The organism is Streptomyces sp. NPDC003379, assembly GCF_053589195.1.
The window spans coordinates 16,098-33,851 of the sequence record NZ_JBSFRK010000042.1; the positions used below are offsets into that span (position 1 = coordinate 16,098).

Genomic DNA, 17,754 nt, shown 5'->3' on the forward strand with positions numbered 1-17,754 from the left:
GAGCTTCAGATCCGTGATCCGGCCTTCATTGAAAACGGAGTTGAACGGGGTAGTGATCCACGGGGCGACTGGGCGGGGCGAGTGTGGTCCGCTCGCGCGGTGTGTCGATCGGCAGACCGCGACGAAGGGGGCGCAAGGGCCATCTTGACTTTCTGGTACTGGCCGCCATAGTCCTTGGCCACGACCTCCTGGTGCAGCACTGTCGCGGTGTGCTCGCCTTCCTCCCAGTGTTGACGCATTACTCCAGATACGGCTCAAGGCTCGTGGACCGGCTAGGCCCGTACTTCGCAGGTCACCCGATCGTGAAGATCAAGTGGTCACGGCCGATCGGACGGCGATCGGCCCGAGCGTGCGTGTATCACGGCCCGCTTGATACCGGTCGGGAACGGGCGGCGATCATGCGCCCAGGCGTCACTAACGGGTGACCTGCGAAGTGCGAGGCTAGGCGGAGTGCGCCGTACGCACTCCTGCCAGGAGGCAGCGCGCTCGTACTTGGCCACGGTGCTTCGCTTCAGGCCCAGTTCGCGAGGTATCGCGCTTAGCGAGCGGCCGAAATCGTAGACAGCGTGCCGCCAGTCACCGCCCCGGCGTCAGCGTTCAATGCACGTCGCCTGAATGCGGGCAGATCCGCCACTCGTTCAGAACGCCGTTCGCCGTCAGACGGCTGAGCACACAGTGGAATCCTTGATCGCGCAGGCCGCAGTCGCTGATGATCCGGTCGCATTTACTCAGTCCCTCTCCCGAGGATGGATCGCTGCGCGCCGCGAGATAGACGCCCGACAGTCACAGGTGCGGCTCTCCGCACCGACCCCGGCAGGGCACCCGATGCGCAATGCCCAGTCGGCCGCGCGCCGCCGATCAGGGCGGGCCGGCGATTGGGCGAGCAGCGTCGCATCGCGAAGCTCCGTAGCCACCCCGGCCGTTCACCACGCTCAGCCACTGCGCGCGCTCCAACTCATGGCACGCCTCCTCCGCGTCGATACGAAGGCTGCGCAGCAGGCCCGCACTCAGTTCGACATGCATGTACGCGTTCATACGCAGGGCGCACTGCAGCGCGAGGAGCCGAGCCTCGCCCCGGCGGACACGTCCGCGGGCAGGGCTGCGGCCAGGTAGCTGAGGATCTCGCTCACGCGGACACGCTCCCCCGGCCCCCGGCAGGGCCGGGGACCGCGTGGCCGCGCGGAAGGCGGGTGGAGCGGTGCGGCCAGTACGGGAGAGCGTCAACTGAGTTGTCAGATCCGCTGGGGAACTCTCACGAACCCACGCGCGTCCTCGTTCGTATAGTGCTGGGATCACCATCGGACGGAGGTAGGGCGTGACGGCAGGGAGCAACCCGGAGGCGGCCACGCCCTTGCAAGTGCGGCAGGTCCGGCAGGCCCTCGCGAGCGAGTTCGACGGGTTGATCGAGCTGGGGGACGGCGAGTTCGCCCGAAACCGCGAGACCGTGTTCTTCTCCCGCGCCCTGGCGGCGAAGGCCGTGCGGATCACAACCGACTGCACCTCGCAGGAGGCGGCCGCCGCTGTCACTGACGGGGCCGATGACTTCGGCATCGATGCCGTGGCCACGTCACCGGCAACCGGCGAGTTGTGGCTCATTCAGGCCAAGTGGAGTGACCAGGGCACTGCCCGGTTCACGTCCTCCGACGCCTCCAAGCTCCTCCATGCCTTCCGGATGCTGGACAACTTGGACTTCGATCGCTTCAACGCCCGGTTTCAGGCCTTCGCTGACCGGATCCGCCACGTGCTCGCCCAGCCAACGCCCCAGGTTCACCTCGTCGCTGCCGTTATGGGACCGGCAGCACCAGCGACTCGTGCCCTGCAGCTAATCCACGGGGAATCCGCCGACCTGGACACTCGCACCGATCTGAGGGTGCTGGCGAGCAGCGACCTGTACGCCGCTATCCGCCAGGACGTGGCGCCGCAGCCGCTGATCGTGACCGCTACCTTCACCGACGGCTGGTTCGGGCAAGATCTGCCCTATCCCTCCCACGTCGGTACGGTCACCGCAGACGAGATCGCCCATTGGTACGAGCTTCACGGCGCAGAACTGTTCAACGTGAACGTACGCCGCCCGCTGGGGCACACATCCGTCAACGCCACACTTGATGACAGCCTGGCCAAAAGCCCTGAGCACTTCTGGTATTTCAACAACGGCATCACGGTGCTGTGCGAGTCGACCATCGCTGAGTACTTCGGCCGCCGCGCCCAGGGCGCGCCGGTGCGCCTCACCATGACCGACGCGCAGATCGTCAACGGCGCACAGACCGTGGCAGCGCTATACCGCGCCTTCGCGGACGATCCGCAGACGCTCGCGGAGGCCAAGGTGATGGTGCGGATCATCACCATCGGACAGACCCCGCCAGGGTTCGCCAACTCGGTCACGGTGGCCACCAATACCCAAAACCATGTAGAGCAGCGCGACTTCATCGCGCTGGACCAGGCGCAGGCGTACATTCGCGACGACTTCCGAATCACCCTGGACAAGGACTACGTCATCAAGCGCGGAGAGCTTGAGCCCGCGCCCGATGCAGGCTGCACCGTGCTGGAAGCAGCCACTGCGCTGGCCTGCGCCCATCCCGACGCGCGGATGGCCGCAGGGGCTCGCGCCTCCACCGATTTCCTGTGGCAATCTGCCCCGGAGGGCGGCTATACGCAGCTGTTTGCGGAGCCGCCCAACGCCGTGCAGATCTGGCGCTCGGTGCAGCTGCTGCGTACGGTGCAGCAGACCGTCCACGACCTCTCGGCGACCTTGCCCGGCCGCGCCGCCGCGATCGCAGAGAGCGGCGTACTCCTGGTGGCCCATCTTGTGTTCCAGCGCGCAGACACTGAGGCGATCGACGACCTAGACGCAGACTGGCAGCCCGCACTGAATGCGGCTCCGGAACTCACCGCGCAGACCCTGGCCCATCTCATCTCCGAAGTCGACCGGCAGTACGGGCCGCACAGCTTCGTCTCGCGCACCTTCACACAGGCGGCCGCCTCCCGGGAACTGGCGGCAGCAGTCCTGGCCTCGTTCAACGGCCAGGGGCACTACCCCCAACTTGCCTCCTACCAGCGTTCCACCGAGCCACGTCGCGGGCGGCGTCCCAACCCGACGCGAGTCCTGGTCGATCAGCACCGGCTGCAGGACGGCACCCAGCTCATGTATCACCCCAGGCCCCGGGAGGACGAGGCAATCGGGGAGTGGCTGAACGCCGACCCGAACCGGTTCATGGCGACATGGACTAACGACATGGCCAAGCCCCTGCTGTGGGCGGCTGACGGAGCGCGTTATTCCCCGGCCGGCCTGATCCTGCACATGTGGCGGCAGGCTGGCTGGGACGACGCCCCGCTCGCGGTGCAGGCCAGCACGCAGTGGGCCCTGCCCGGCGGCCCCACATTGAGCGAGCTTGCGCTGGAGCTGTGGCACGAGGCCCGGAGCACCGAGCCGCACTCGGGCGAAATCGGCGGAGAAGTGAGGCGGGGGGACGGCACGAACGGTGCCTGAGCCACGGATCATCGCCAAGCGCTACGCGCTGCGTGAGTCGATCGAGGAAGGCGGGATGGGCCAGGTCTGGCGCGCCAACGACCTGACCCTGGGGCGCGATGTCGCCGTCAAACTCATCCTTGACAACCTCGCTGCCCACCGTGATGGCGACGCCGTCGTGGAGCGCTTCCGCCGGGAGGTGCGCGTGACGGCGCAGTTGCATCACCCGGGCATCCCCCAGGTATACGACGCCTTCTTGGACGGCACCGCAGACCGCATGTTCATGGTCATGGAGCTCGTGCAGGGCATTTCCCTGAAGCGAGTGATCGACACTTCCGGCAGTGTGCCTCCCGTGTGGGCCGCGTGTCTGGCACTGCACATATGTGCCGCTCTGCACCACGCGCACGATGTCCACGTGATCCACCGTGACATCAAGCCAGCCAACATCATGATCGCGGTCGACGGCACCGTGAAGGTCCTGGACTTCGGCATCGCCATGGCCCTAGGCCTGGATGCACCCACCCGCCTGACGAAGCCCCAACAGATCATCGGCAGCCCGCACTACATGGCTCCAGAGCAGTTCGATGCGGGTCACATCACGCCCCAGACCGACCTCTACGCCCTGGGCGTAGTCCTGTACGAGCTCCTGACGGGTGAGCGGCCGTTCGACGGGGGCAACGTCGTGAACCTGATGTGTGCGCATGTGCTCCAGCAACCTGCACCACTACGCAGCCACCGTGCGAACGTCAACCCGCGACTCGAACGGCTCGTCCTCGGCCTGTTGGCCAAGCGCGCCGATGCGCGCCCCAACAGCGCCCGCCACGTGATGGACGAGCTCCTGGGCCACCTGCCGCACCAACATCACGGGTACCTCTCCTTCCCTGGACTGCCGACCTTGACGGTGCCCCCGGTCCTTATGCCCGGCCCCGACACACCTCGAATCCCGGCAGTCGCGTCGAGGGGCGTTCGCCATGTGCCCCCCGAGCCGGTCAGTACGGACGGTCACACCGACCGCCTGGGAACACCGCGGGCTCTGTTCGAGGCAGGTCGGCTGAGCGAGGCGCTGTCGGTCTACGAGGCCCTAGCTCATGAGTTCGACCTCCTCGGCGTGCAGGGTGCCGAGGATGCCCTGACCTGCCGCATCCAGGCCGCCCGTTGCCGGATCGGACTCGGCCAACATCAACGCGCGCTGGGCGATCTCCAACGCGAACTGGCCCAGTTGCGCGCCCATCACGCACCCACGGACACCGTCGTTCTTGAGGTGCGCCTGCAGGCAGGGCTGTTGCTGCGCGATGTGCACCGCTTCGCAGAGTCGGTACAGGAGTTGAGCAGCCTGTACAACGACTTGGTAGGCAAGCATGGTCCGGATTCTGCCCTGGCAAACCAGGCGCGCGAGGCTCTCATCGCGATTCGTCGGCGGCCGCCGGGCGGCCGGTCCATCTGATGGGGCCGGGGCAACCCCGCGCTTAGGTGTCGTCACCGTCCTCGGGGACGTCGACGCTGATGCTCGCAAGGTTCGCCTCGCGGTACTTCGCACCGAAGCCGTCCTCGGGGATCAGGTACTTGTCCGGTGGAAAGTCCCACGGCAGGCACCAGGTCATGGCCTTGCCGCGCATCCCGTTGTCGCGCGTGATGACGGTGATCTGGCGCGGTGCGATGGCCTGCTGCAGGTGGGCCGCGCGGGCCACGGCTTCGTCGTCGTTGTTCGGCAGGCGTCGGTGCCCAAGCTCGTCGCGTAGGACCTGGACCTCGGTGCCGTCGTGCAGTTCGAAGCGGCCGTCGCTGGACAGGCCCTTGAGGACGTCGCCCAGCAACTCGTAGACCCCACGCGCTCGTTTCCTGATCTTCTCGCTGCCGTCGGAGTAGGACTTGGTGTCGATCTCCTCCACCACCACGTGCGGGATCACCAGCGTCGCCGGGCCCTTCCCGCACACCCGAGACCACGGGATCTTGTCGAAGCGCTGACAGTGCAGCAGGGTGTTCGCGTCCAGGACCAGCACACGCTCCCGGTAGCTGCAGTAGTCCTCCACGGTCCGCCGCATCCGGTTCTGCAGTTCAATGAAGTACGTCGCCAGCTCGTCCAACTCCCAGTGCAGCAGCAGCGCGGTTCGGTAGGGCGTCAGGGGACTGTGCATGATGTGGCTGTAGTGCTCGTCGCGCAGCCGCGCCGGTACTGCGGGGTCGGCGAAGACACCCGCCAGTTGCCGGGCGGTCGTCGCGGTCCACTGGGCGTACTGCCGCAGCGTCACCACCAGGTCGGGCCCGGCCAGCTTCGAGGGCTCCACGCCCGCCAGCGTCGGCTGGGCGAAGTGCGGGACGGAGTTGCGGACGTCGTTGAGCCCGCCCTGGACCAGATCGTCGAGGAACCTGATCGCCTTCTCACAGGTGACCCCTGGCCGCAGCAGCATGGACAACTCCCTCGTCTCTCGGGCTGCCGCACCGTTGCGGGCGGCTTCGCCAGCCACATCGTGGCAGCCGATCCCGGCAGGCGGCCACCGAGATCCGCGGGTCTGCCGCACCCTGACGCTCGTTAAACCAGCAGAGACCATCCTCCATGGTCGATTCCAGAGGCGAGGGCTCATGACACGGTCGTTAGCGGTGCCCCGGGTTGTGAGAACCGTGCGGCATAGGTCCGCAAGTCGGGGCCCCCAGGTGAGGAATCAAGGAGAGCAAGTCTGGGGAACCCGTGAGCACCGGGTGGGGAAAATCAAGGCTCTGGCCCCGATTTCGTGAATGATCTTCGACTTCTGGCTTGGCCTCCCGAGCTCCTGCTCCCGATCGGAAGACGGCGGTGTTCTCAGTGGCAGAGTCGCCGCCTCCTTAGTGTCCGGCCGGGGCTCCCCGTCAAAGGCGCCTTCGGCGTCGCTCACGCGATGGGCTTCGACCCCGTGCTGTCAGTGCCGCCTTCTACAGTGCTTCCATGTCTGACAACGAACGGCCGCCGAACCGCAGGCTGGTGGAGGCCGTGTATCCCGCCGGCACCCACCTCGACTACTCCCGCGCCTCCTCCAACGGGATGCGCGGCAACGTACGCGACGACCGGGACAACTCGCTCATCGGCCAGGCCGAACTCTTCGACGCCCCCGACCGGTACGCCGACGGCTACCACGACGGCTACGACCACCGATCCCACGACGGCGAGTTCCGCCGCTACCTCATTGACGCCCTTGCCCGCGAGGTGACCCTCTTCTTGGGGGACCTCGTTTATGCCGCGGCGACCCGCGGCATCGACGCCGCCCGCCCACGCATCAACGCCTGGGTGCGCCAACGCGTGGACAAGCTGCGCAGCCGCTCAACGAGGGTCGCTGCAGCCGCCCTCCCCGAGCCCGCGCAGGAACCCGGTCCCGAGCACGCACCGCCGCGACCGGCCGCTGCGACGTCGGTCCACCACCGGGTGGACCCCGTGCTGCGCGCCGACCAGGGCGATACCTGCGCGAACGCCGCCCTGGAGCGGATCAGCGCTCGGGCGGTCGAGGTCCACGGGATGGCCGCGCACTACGCCGCTGACCTGCCCGCGGCCGACGCCGCCGACGAGGCCATGCGCCAGGCCGTGGCTGCGGCTGCGCCCGGACTAGCCGCCGCCGCTCTCCAACTCATCGCCTCTGACGAGGCGCTGGGCCTGACCCCTGAGCAGCAGATGTACATGTGGGAGCGTGCCGCCGAACTCGACCTCGCCGTGGTCGAAGACCTCACTGGCGCCCACACCATGCCGACAGAGGTCGTCGCGCCGCAGCCCTTCGGCCGATAGTAGGAGCGTGATGCCCCGGGCCGGCGGATCCGAAGATCATTCACGGAATTGCGGTCAGAGCCAAGCTCAACGAGTCTCATCCACGACGGAGGCGAGCATCGCGCTGTTCGGGTAGATGGACGGTTTTTACAACTCCCGGCACAGCCAGAAACGGCTCGGCTACCTCAGCCCACCGTTCGAATGGAAGCACCACACTGACCAGGCAACGTCCGAACGCACCTGAAAACCGAGAACCCCTGGCCATCCGATGAAAGTAACCACCGCACGTAGGGTGAACCTCAGACAGCACCCTCGACCGCCTGCCGGTCCGCTTCGACGGCGCCCCCTCGATCCCATACATAGGGGTCCAGATCAAGAGCGGCGTCGCCCATTTCCTCGCTTGCCCCGAACAAGCTCTGCGGCGACCCACTGCTCGAATTCGCCGATAGGGACTACTGGCACGCTGGAGGCAAGCACTCGGGGAGCCATGAGATCCCTGCTGGTGACGATGGCGGATGTAACGGTCCAGCTGGTGGTATCGCGATCCCTGAGGAAGTGAGTCAACGTTGCCCCAAGGTTCTGGCGTACCCACGCTGTGCGGCGACCAAGTTTGAAGAGAGCACTTTTGTCGCCGCGCAATAGCGCATCGGCTTCGTTGGCCATTTCGGTCGGATTACGTGACATCTCGAAATCCTTGGCTTCGATAACGATGATCACACGTCTAGCCGCGTTGATACCAAGCGCATCGATGTCGCCCAGATCGTGCCCCTCGGCCGACACGAGTCTACGTCTCGCGATTTTAGAGACACCCCTGACAGCGATGGAACAGCCTCCAGCCCTGAGTGTTTCGACGGCATGCGCTTCGAAGGCCTTGTTCTCGTCCTGCCGAATCACTCCCAGCAGTTTCTTCATCGCTGATGATGTGCTGCGCAATCGTCCGGAGTAGATGAGGTTGACCCAATACGAGCCACTGCTCCAAGTGTGTCTGGCTCCCCAGACGAGTTGAGAGCCGTCCCCTGCGCCCACACGGATAAGCGGGCGTCGAACGTACGACCATTCACGGTTGTAGCGCCACGGCCACGCATCGGAGTTGACAGAAAGGAACTTGGCCCGGGGACGCAGTGTGAGCCGATCGAGGAAGGTCTGCGCTTTCTCATGTTCCCAGTGCAGCGTCGTGGACAAGTGATCGGCAACAACCGACTCTGCAAGGGTGTAGGGCTCTGACTGGCAGCGTTCATCCCCCAGAGCGATGACCTCGCCGACACCCTGGGCCAAGTCGGTGAGAGAGAAGCCGAACTCGGCGACCATTGCTTCTTCTACCGGTGCGGTGGGCCCTTGGGGCTCGGATCCCCGGTGGGAATGACGAGTCGGTGCCGTAAGCAGGAGTGCCTCTGCTCGGGCTGTAGCAAGGGCGTTGGAGCCTGATTCGTATTGGTCGCCGCGGGAGACACCGAGTCGGCCGGAGGCCAATAAGGCAAGTTGAGCCTCTGAGAAGTCGTGGTGAATGGCTTCCGAGAGAGTGGCACGAGAGATGAGTTCTGCAGACAACGCCATGAGGTGGTCGTACGTGTCCAGGGTGAGTGACGAGTCTCCACTGGGAGGTTGGGCAGCGACGTATTCGATGAGGAATCGGCTGGCCTGAGCAGCTTCCACTTGGCGCTTGGTGGTCCTGACAAGGTTCTCGGCCGGCTGGCTTGCCTCTCCGAAGCAGGCGATGCGCGATGGGAGGATCTGGTCATTGAAGGCCTCGTCGTACAGGAGCGCTTCGTGCCGCAAAATCAGCGACTCGACGAGTCCCTCGGCCGCCAGACCGGCCACCATATCCTCGATGAGCGCGAAGTAGTGCCCCACGACCTTCTGCAGAACCTGGGTACGCTTCTCCGAGGGGATGGTCCCCACTGACGTACCGGCGCTATCGAGGTACCGACCCAGTTCGTCAAGAACCGTGGCGGAAGCGGCAGGTTGTACCAGTCGAGCCCTAGGGAGTGGACCGGGGCGCAGCGGAAGGCGTGGGTTCAGTTCGACGTGCAACATCTGTTTGGGACCCTCGGGCGCCAGTTGATCGACGAGCGCGTCAAGATCCTCGTCAGCCAATCCGGCGGTTTGCGTGATGCCTCCAAGCAGGGCTCGTAGCAGGATGCGGTCGGCTCCATTTGCGTCTGCGAGAAGGCTGGCCATGCCCTCCGAGTAGAGGCGCAGATCGACGAGCCCAGGTTCGGCGCCACGGACGCCGACCCAGGGACGTTCACTTTCTGTACCAGGATTGCCGTCCAACGCAGCCCGCCACGCTGAGGGATTGTCGAAGGAAAGGCTCACGTACAGCTCGCCCGTAGACGCGGCTAGCGGCAAGAGCTCGGGGCGGGCGGTGGAAATCTGCCAGGTCCAGAAGGCTGCTGCTTCTACCGTCAGGTGATGGAAACCCTCCAGCCCGTCGGCAACCTCATGGTCGCCAGCACCCAACCACACATTTACGTCTGAGACTTCGACGAGTCTCCCCACCTCGGGCACGTCTGAAAGAGGTCGATAGATCGGCGCAGTAGACGTGCCGTATACGGAGACCACCGGCACGAAGACAGGCCTCTGCGGGCTGGGAACGTCATGACGGTCGTAGCGTTGCTGAACTTCAATGCGCAGCGCTCGAGAGTGGTCCTGTTCGACGAGAAGCATCGTAGGTCTCGCGTCGTCTGACACGTAGTAGCTGTACTCACAGCTCCGGAAGAGCCCGTAGTTGTCCAGTGCGCTCCACGACTGCACACGAGTCGTCTCGTGCAACTCCGTTTCCGCTTGCGCAAATCGCCATAGGAACAAGGGGTCTGAGCCATCCAGCTCTGCCATGACCTGAAGGTCGCTGAGAGAGGTCACGACGACCGGGCCGGTGCGACGCTGGTCCGCGAGTCCCAAGAACGAGGATCGGCCCACGCCTTCGTTGATGATGAGGCGAAGAGTGCACGCGTCCTCGGGAAGAGGCGGGCCGACAGGGTCAATGACGTTCTGCACCCGCAGACCAAGATCCCGGATGGGCCAGTGACCTGCCGGATTGGTCTCGTCGTAGTCGGACAGGTCATCCATGACCACGGCAAGGTCGAGGATCTTGTCCTCAGCGAACGTGAAGGTGCGGCGGGTGATCAGGTCGTCACCCACCTGTTGAGCCGGCCCTGTCGGGACCGCACCACACAACGTCAAAAGGCGGCTGGTGTCTCTCATCGTCTGATCGCGCAGTAGGCGCGCAAGCTGGGGTCGGCATTCGTGCAACCCGGCTTGAACGATGAGTTCATGGCGCAGCGCCGTAACCAGTTCGGCTGGATTTGCGACGATCAAGCCATCTTCCATGAGGAGAAGAGGTTTGACTACGAGTCCATCGTCCGGCCCTGGTCCCGTGGTGAGCGTGTGCTCGCCTGGCCGGATACCCCATCCAGCGAGGAGATCGGCGGAACTGGCCGGCAGCAGGTCAGACAGGTCCGTGAAGCGATAGCGGACGGCTTCCCGCAGGGCGGTGAGGGTCTTCTCTCCCGGAACGAACACCTCGTCACTGTGTCGCTCCGGCGGAGCGATACCCCGGTGAAGCCCGGCCCGACGCAGCATGGCGTCGCTCAACCTCAATGCCGTGTGCGCCCACAACTGTGTCTCCTTGACCAACTGCGCCGGCAATCCAGCCTGTCCATCAGGCCCGAGGATGCTCCGCAGCATGAGATCGAGGGTGTGAGCACACCGTGATGTCAGTCCTTGCGCGACGAGACATGGCCCGCCGTGGAAGGAAACCTCGGCGGTGTACAGGTCGTCGTACAAGTCTTCTTGGGCACGGATCTGAGAGCCGCTAACCAGGGGATCCTTGAGCAGCGCTCGGAGCTTGCTGGGTGACAGCCGGGGTGCATCCGGACGACTGGGGAGGCACGCCCCGATGGAAGCAAGGCGCTGAAGCCTCACAAGGCGCGGAATGTTCTGAGGAATCAACTGCAGAGCGGCTGCCGACGCGACAAGCACGGGGCCATCTACATCGTGCCAAGGGCGGCCGGTCAAGCGGGCAGCGGTCATGCACGTCTCCTAGGGCTGGCGGACGATCCTTGATGCAGCCGAAGAAATCACTGCGACCAGCAACAAGCGCCTCCGTGCGTCACGGTAGCGCCCAAGACTGACAACGGACGCCTCTTCCCAACCCCGAACGTCCGGCGCCTACGGGATCGAGTTCACCAGGCGCTCGGCATCGCCGACGAGGAACCGGCTCACCCCGTCACTCACTCACAGTGAGAATCCAAGCTCATGATTCGCCAACTATGCCTCTCATGATTTGCCAACAAGGATTCTCCACGCGCTCCCGACCTGCGCGTCTCGGTCCATGATTCGCCAACTAAAGTTCTCGGTCACAATGGGTGCCAGGCCTCACCCGTCCGACAGGTCCACGTCCGTGTGCAGCAGGTGGTGGTCCGAGTACGGGGTGGGATGCACGCCGTGTTCGAGCGGGACGATGTCCCGCAGGAAGACGTAATCGAACTTGCTGTGCCAATCGGTGGTCGGCTCGCAGATACCGGTATCAGTGCCGGTGCCGGTGGGCGAGGGATGGCACTGGGGGTCCGTGTCCGTGGCCAGTGCCCATATTCCGGTGAGTTCGGAGGCGTCCGGCACGGCGTTGAAGTCGCCGAGGACGATCGCGCGGTCGTGCCGGGCGACTTCCGCGGCGAGTACGCCGGTCTGGTCCGCCCGGACCGCTTCCTGACGTCGTTGGGCGAGGTGCGTGTTGAAGACCCGGACGGACCGGCCGCCCACCGTGGTGGTCACGGCCATGTAGCCACGGTCCTCGGATCCGCCGTCGGGGTACTCCACGTTCACGCGGTCCGTCATCGGCGCCGCCGAGAGGATCGCCTGGCCGAAGGCCTCCGGGCGCCACGGCCATCCTCCGCAGCGGCCCCGGTTCCGAAGAACCAGCCCGTACTCGACGTGGTAGGTCAGCCCGTAGATGCTCTCCAGATGGTCCCGCATCCTCTCGACGTCACGCACGCACGCTTCTTGCAGGCCGATGACCTGGGGTGCGTACGTGGCGATCTCCGCCGCCCGGCCCACATTGCTCGCGTCGCAGGGGTTGCAGATGTTCCACGTCATGACGCGGTTCGGTACGACATCCCTGGCGGCTTCGGCGGGCAGTGACCCGGCGAAGAAGGGACCGCTCGGCGTACTGGGGCCGACGAGCACCACGCTGGCCAGCGTCATGGCGCCCGCCAACACCTGCGTGCCTCTTCTGCGCACCATCGCCTCCCCGCCTGCGCGGCGCGCGGCGAAAACAAAAAAGCAAGGAGGTCGAGCCCTCCTTGCCACTCTCAATGTATAGCGCACCGGGGGGCTTGCGGCAAGGCCCCCGTCGTGCCGCAGAATGCTCCGTCTCAGGCCAGTGGCCAGGCCACTGACCTGCAAAAAGACAGACTTGCGACGCCTCGTTGAATGGATGCTCCGATGATTGATGTGATCGTGGTCGGCGGCGGACCGACCGGCTTGATGCTGGCCGCCGAGTTGCGGTTGCACGACGTGCGGGTGGTCGTGCTGGAGAGACTGACCGAGCCGACCAAGGAGTCCCGCGGGCAGGGCCTGCACGCGCGCAGCGTCGAGGTGATGGATCAGCGCGGGCTGCTGGAACGGTTCCTCGCCGACAATGAGAAGTTCCAGGTCGGCGGGCTCTTCGGCGGCATCATGAAGCCGTGGCCGGACCGGTTGGACACGGCCCACCCGTACGGCGTCGCCGCCCCGCAGCCGGTCACGGAGCGGCTGCTCAACGAACGTGCCCTCGAACTCGGTACGGAGATCCGGCGCGGCTGCGAACTGGTCGGGCTGAGCCAGGACGAGGACGGGGTGAGCGTCGAGCTGGCGGACGGAACGCGGCTGCGCTCGCGCTACGTCGTCGGGTGCGACGGCGGGCGCAGCGCGGTGCGCAAGCTGCTCGGGGTCGGCTTCCCCGGCGAGCCCGCCACGGTCGAGACGCTGCTGGGCGACATGGAGATCACCGAGGACCCGGCGACGGTCGCCGCCGTCGTCGAGGAAGTCCGCAAGACCCAGCTGCGGTTCGGCGTCGCGCCGGGCGAGGGCGGGTTGTGCCGCGTCGTCGTGCCCGCCGACGGCGTGTCCGAGGACCGGGCCGCGCCGACCCTGGAGGAGTTCAAGGAGCGGCTGCGGGCGGTCGCGGGCACGGACTTCGGCGTGCACTCGCCGCGCTGGCTCTCCCGGTTCGGCGACGCCACCCGGCAGGCCGAGCGCTACCGGGTCGGGCGGGTGCTGCTGGCCGGCGACGCGGCGCACATCCACCCGCCGACCGGTGGGCAGGGGCTCAACCTCGGTGTCCAGGACGCGTTCAACCTCGGCTGGAAGCTGGCCGCCGCGGTCAACGGCTGGGCGCCGGAAGGGCTCCTCGACAGCTACCACACCGAACGGCACCCGGTGGGCGCCGCCGTCCTGGACAACACCCGCGCGCAGATCACGCTCCTCGGCACCGATCCGGGTGCGACCGCGCTGCGGGAGCTGTTCGCGAAGCTGATGGACTTCGAGGAGGTGAACCGGTACGTGACCGGGATGATCACCGCGGTCGAGGTCCGCTACGACTTCGGTGAGACGTCCGCCTCGGGTCACGATCTGCTCGGCCGTCGAATGCGGGACCTGCGCCTGAAGCAGGGTCGCCTCTACGAGCTGACACACGGCGGCCGCGGCCTGCTGCTCGACCAGACCGGCCGGCTCTCGGTGGAGGGCTGGGCGGACCGTATCGACCACGTCATCGACGTCAGCGAGGAACTGGACCCGCCCGCGGTACTGCTACGCCCCGACGGCCACGTGGCGTGGACCGGCGAGGACCAGCAGGACCTGCTCGACCACCTGCCCAGGTGGTTCGGCGCGGCGGCCGGCTGACGGGTGGATGGAGCCCGCCCACTGAATAATCCGCGCCATGGCGGCGGCGGAGGTGCAGACTCGGCTCATGGTGGACATGCGGGCATTCCGGGACGCGGTCGGCGGCTGGGCGAGTGGGGGTTCCGGTGGGGTGGTGAGTGAGCTGGCGGGGCGGTTGGGGGTGCGGGCGGCGGTGTTGTTGGAAGGGCCGAGCGACCTCGCGGCCGTCGAGGCGCTGGCCGCGCGGCGTGGCCGGGACCTCGCCGCCGAGGGGGTGTGCGTCGTGCCGATGGGCGGGGCGATGAGCATCGGCCGCTACGCCGAGCTCCTCGGGCCGCCCGGCCTCGGCCTGCGCCTGGCGGGACTGTGCGACGTGGGCGAACAGAGCTTCTACGATCGCGGCCTGAAGCGGGCACAAGCTCCCCGCCAGGACTTCTTCGTATGCGTGGCGGACCTGGAGGACGAGCTCATCCGCGCGCTCGGCACGGAAGGAGTCGAGGAGATCGTCCGGGCCGAGGGCGACCACCGTGCCTGGCAGACCTTCCTGCACCAGCCCGCCCACCACGGCCGGCCCCGGCACCAGCAGCTGCGGCGCTTCCTCGGCACGAAGAAGGGCCGCAAGATCCGCTACGGTCGCCTCCTCGTCGAGGCCCTCGTCCCCGGACAGGTACCGGCCCCGCTCGACGATCTCCTCACGGCCCTGTGACCCCACAGAAAATGACATGCCCCGGAGAACCCGGCGCGCTATCTTCACCCCTATGAACGACGTCACCGGCCGAAGCCGCACCGCGACCGCGCGAGCGACCAGCTCGCCGGTTGCCGCCGCCTGACGTACTCCCTCTTCCCCACCGGCGACCGGAAACGGCCCGCCGGTGGTTCCGTGGTCTCCCGTCCCGGTTCCGGTGATCTGCGGGCCGTCGCCCGGCGCCTCCCCCGTCGCGACGCGAAGGAGCCACTCCCATGAAGACCGAGCAGATCATCCGTACGTTCGTCGAGTACTACGAGGAACGCGGGCACCGCCGGATCACCGGCTCGACGCTGCTGCCACCGCCCGGTGACCCCGTGCTCTTCACCACCTCGGGCATGCACCCGCTCATCCCGTACCTGGAGGGGCTCCCGCATCCCCTGGGCCGGCGGCTGGTCAACGTACAGCGATGTCTGCGCACCACGGACCTGGAGGAGGTCGGCGACCCCACCCATCTGACCGTCTTCGAGATGCTCGGGACCTGGTCGCTCGGCGACTACGAGGGGCCGCTGAGCCTCGACTGGGGTCACGGGCTGCTCACCGAGGGGTTCGGCGTCGACCCGGGGCTGCTGCACGCCACGGTCTTCGGCGGCGACGACCGGACCGGGCCCGACACCGCTTCCCTGGAGCTGTGGCAGGAGCGCGGGGTTCCGGTGGAGCTGACCGTCGAGGACAACTGGTGGCCCAGCGGTTCGGCCGGCCCGTGCGGACCCGACTCGGAGATCTTCCTGTGGACCGGTGAGGGCCCGCCGGAGTCCACGCCCACGCGCGACGACCGCTGGGTGGAGGTGTGGAACCACGTGATGATGCGTTACCGCCGGCTCGCCGACGGTTCCCTCGTGCCACTGCTCCAGCGCAACGTCGACACCGGCCTCGGTCTGGAGCGGCTGGCCTCGCTGCTCCAGGGCCGTACGTCGGTGTTCGAGTGCGATGTGTTCGACCCCTGGCGCCGGCTCGTGCCGGAGCTGTGGCCGCTGGACGAGCCGTCGCTGCGGCTGGTCTGCGACCATCTGCGCTCGGCCGTGGTGGTGATCGGCGACGGGGTGGGCCCGGCCGTCTCCGGACGCGGCTACGTGCTGCGCCGGCTGGTGCGGCGAGTGCTCACCGTGCTGTGGCGGGACGATCCCTCACGCGGCCTCGGGGACCTGCCGGACGAACTGGTCCGGCACACCCTGGACCGCTTCCACCAGGAAGCCGGTCCGGGGCACGTGCGCCGGGTGCTCCTCGATGAGGAGCGCCGGTTCAGGCGGCTCCTGGAGCGGGGCCGGCAGGTACTGGCCCGGCCCCGGTTCCGGGGTCCGCTGGACGAGGAGGACTTCCGCTATCTGCACGACACCCACGGCCTGCCGCGTGACCTCGTCCTGAGTCTGCGGTCGCGGTCGCGGTCGCAGTAGCGGTAGCGGCGCCCGCTCACCGCAAGGTCAGGAGCGGGCGTCCCCGTCGGCGCTCGCCGCGCGCTTTAGGGCCTGCTCCGCCTGCTGCTCCTTGATCCGGACCGCTTCCTTGCGGACCTCTGCCTGGGTGGCGCGCTCCTGGCGGAGCCAGCCGGGCATCTCGTCCTTCAGCGCTTCGATCTGCTCGGTGGTGAGCGGCTCCGTGACCCCGCCGCGGGCGAGGCCCGCGATGGAGACGCCGAGCTTGGCGGCGACCACGGGGCGGGGGTGCGGGCCGTTGCGCCGCAGCTCCTGGAGCCACTCGGGCGGGTCGGTCTGCAGCGCGTTCAGCTCGCTGCGCGAGACGACACCCTCCTGGAACTCGGCGGGGGTGGCCTCGAGGTACACACCCAGCTTCTTCGCCGCGGTCGCGGGCTTCATGGTCTGGGTGGTCTGGTGCGACGTCATGGTGTCCAGGGTATCGAGCATGTGCGCTACTTCCGACCACGACCGGTAGCCTGGCGAGGTGACAGGCTCGGAAGTAACCCCTTCGTTCCGGCTCGCCTACGTCCCGGGGGTGACGCCCACCAAGTGGGTGCGTATCTGGAACGAGCGGCTGCCCGACGTCCCGCTGACCCTTCTTCAGGTCTCCCCCGCCGAAGTGCCTGACGTGCTGCGCGCGGGCGGCGCCGAGGCCGGTTTCGTACGGCTGCCGATCGACCGTACGGACCTCAGCGCGATCCCCCTCTACTCGGAGACGACGGTCGTCGTGATCCCCAAGGACCACGTCGTGGCGGCGGTCGAGGAGGTGTCCCCCGAGGACCTGGCCGACGAGATCGTCTTCCACCCCCTCGACGAGACGCTCGTATGGGAGCGGCGCCCCGGCCTGCCCGCCGAGGAGCGCCCGGAGACGACGGCCGACGCCGTCGATCTGGTCGCCGCGGGCGTGGGGCTGCTCGTCGTCCCGCAGTCCCTGGCGCGTCTGCACCACCGCAAGGACCTCACCTACCGTCCGGTCACGGACGCCCCCGAGTCGCGCGTCGCCCTGGCGTGGCCGGAGGCCGGGACGACCGATCTGGTCGAGGACTTCATCGGCATCGTCCGCGGCCGTACGGTCAACAGCTCGCGGGGCCGCGCGCAGACCCCCTCGCAGGACAAGGCCAAGGCCGCCGCCCAGCCGAAGCGGAAGCCCGCGGCCTCAAAGACCGGCGCCAAGGCGGCCGACAAGGGCCGCCGCGGAGCACCCGCCCGGCAGTCCAAGACGGCCAAGCCCGCCAAGCGCGGAAAGCCGGGCAAGCCCGGCCGCCGGTCGTAGCGCGTGGGCCTGTGGACGTGTGCCGCCCGTCCCACACCCGGCCTGGACGCTCTCACGCCCCGCGAGGCAGAGGTGCTGCTACTGATCGCGGAAGGTCTCTCGAACCCCGAGATCGCCGCGCGGCTGCACCTCAGCGAGGAGACCGTGAAGACCCACGTGAGCCGCGTCGATCCGGCGGGTCCGGTGCGGGCGAGCTCCGCGATGAGGCGGCGCGTGACTGTCGGCGCCAGCGGGCTCTCGCCCGCCGCGACCGCGCCCAGCGCATCCCCT

The 17,754-nt window shown here is 67.3% G+C and carries 11 protein-coding genes and 1 pseudogene; 8 read left to right on the plus strand and 4 right to left on the minus strand.

Going from position 1 to position 17,754, the window contains the following annotated elements:
* The first annotated feature begins 1,315 nt into the window (after positions 1–1,315).
* Positions 1,316–3,487 carry an AIPR family protein gene (locus ACWDVB_RS31535; RefSeq protein WP_451518155.1) on the plus strand — a complete coding sequence of 724 codons (2,172 nt, stop codon included), beginning with the start codon at positions 1,316–1,318 and terminating at the stop codon, positions 3,485–3,487.
* Positions 3,480–4,910 (plus strand): protein kinase domain-containing protein, encoded by a 1,431-nt coding sequence (locus ACWDVB_RS31540; protein WP_451518156.1) that lies wholly within the window; start codon positions 3,480–3,482, stop codon positions 4,908–4,910. The genes ACWDVB_RS31535 and ACWDVB_RS31540 overlap by 8 nt, the downstream gene beginning before the upstream one ends.
* A 22-nt stretch (positions 4,911–4,932) precedes the next feature.
* On the opposite strand, the gene ACWDVB_RS31545 is transcribed toward ACWDVB_RS31540, so the two are convergent.
* Positions 4,933–5,874, minus strand: coding sequence for a PIN domain-containing protein (locus ACWDVB_RS31545; RefSeq protein ID WP_451518157.1), 942 nt, complete (start codon positions 5,872–5,874; stop codon positions 4,933–4,935).
* Between the two features lie 512 nt (positions 5,875–6,386).
* Here ACWDVB_RS31545 and ACWDVB_RS31550 point away from each other — a divergent pair.
* Positions 6,387–7,214, plus strand: a complete 828-nt coding sequence (locus ACWDVB_RS31550) for a hypothetical protein (RefSeq protein ID WP_451518158.1) — start codon at positions 6,387–6,389, stop codon at positions 7,212–7,214.
* 351 nt (positions 7,215–7,565) lie between these two features.
* Here ACWDVB_RS31550 and ACWDVB_RS31555 read toward each other — a convergent pair whose 3' ends face one another.
* Both ACWDVB_RS31555 and ACWDVB_RS31560 read right to left on the minus strand, forming a co-directional pair.
* Entirely contained in the window at positions 7,566–11,225 is a 3,660-nt protein-coding gene (locus ACWDVB_RS31555; RefSeq protein ID WP_451518159.1) for a hypothetical protein, read from the minus strand.
* Between the two features lie 345 nt (positions 11,226–11,570).
* On the minus strand, positions 11,571–12,434 hold the full coding sequence (locus tag ACWDVB_RS31560; RefSeq protein WP_451518160.1) for an endonuclease/exonuclease/phosphatase family protein: 864 nt from the start codon (positions 12,432–12,434) through the stop codon (positions 11,571–11,573).
* Between the two features lie 201 nt (positions 12,435–12,635).
* Here ACWDVB_RS31560 and rox point away from each other — a divergent pair, with 201 nt between their 5' ends.
* From rox to ACWDVB_RS31575, 3 genes are all read left to right on the plus strand, one after another.
* Positions 12,636–14,072 (plus strand): rifampin monooxygenase, encoded by a 1,437-nt coding sequence (gene rox / locus ACWDVB_RS31565; protein WP_451518161.1) that lies wholly within the window; start codon positions 12,636–12,638, stop codon positions 14,070–14,072.
* Between the two features lie 67 nt (positions 14,073–14,139).
* Positions 14,140–14,757 (plus strand): TOPRIM nucleotidyl transferase/hydrolase domain-containing protein, encoded by a 618-nt coding sequence (locus ACWDVB_RS31570; protein ID WP_451518192.1) that lies wholly within the window; start codon positions 14,140–14,142, stop codon positions 14,755–14,757.
* Between the two features lie 254 nt (positions 14,758–15,011).
* Positions 15,012–16,190, plus strand: a complete 1,179-nt coding sequence (locus ACWDVB_RS31575) for an alanine--tRNA ligase-related protein (RefSeq protein ID WP_451518162.1) — start codon at positions 15,012–15,014, stop codon at positions 16,188–16,190.
* A gap of 27 nt (positions 16,191–16,217) precedes the next feature.
* On the opposite strand, the gene ACWDVB_RS31580 is transcribed toward ACWDVB_RS31575, so the two are convergent.
* Positions 16,218–16,637, minus strand: a complete 420-nt coding sequence (locus ACWDVB_RS31580) for a DUF5997 family protein (protein ID WP_451518163.1) — start codon at positions 16,635–16,637, stop codon at positions 16,218–16,220.
* Between the two features lie 58 nt (positions 16,638–16,695).
* Here ACWDVB_RS31580 and ACWDVB_RS31585 point away from each other — a divergent pair, with 58 nt between their 5' ends.
* Positions 16,696–17,484, plus strand: a complete 789-nt coding sequence (locus tag ACWDVB_RS31585; protein ID WP_451518164.1) for a LysR family substrate-binding domain-containing protein — start codon at positions 16,696–16,698, stop codon at positions 17,482–17,484.
* 36 nt (positions 17,485–17,520) lie between these two features.
* Positions 17,521–17,652 (plus strand): annotated as a pseudogene (locus tag ACWDVB_RS31590) (helix-turn-helix domain-containing protein); the annotation flags it as partial.
* Positions 17,653–17,754 lie beyond the last annotated feature (102 nt).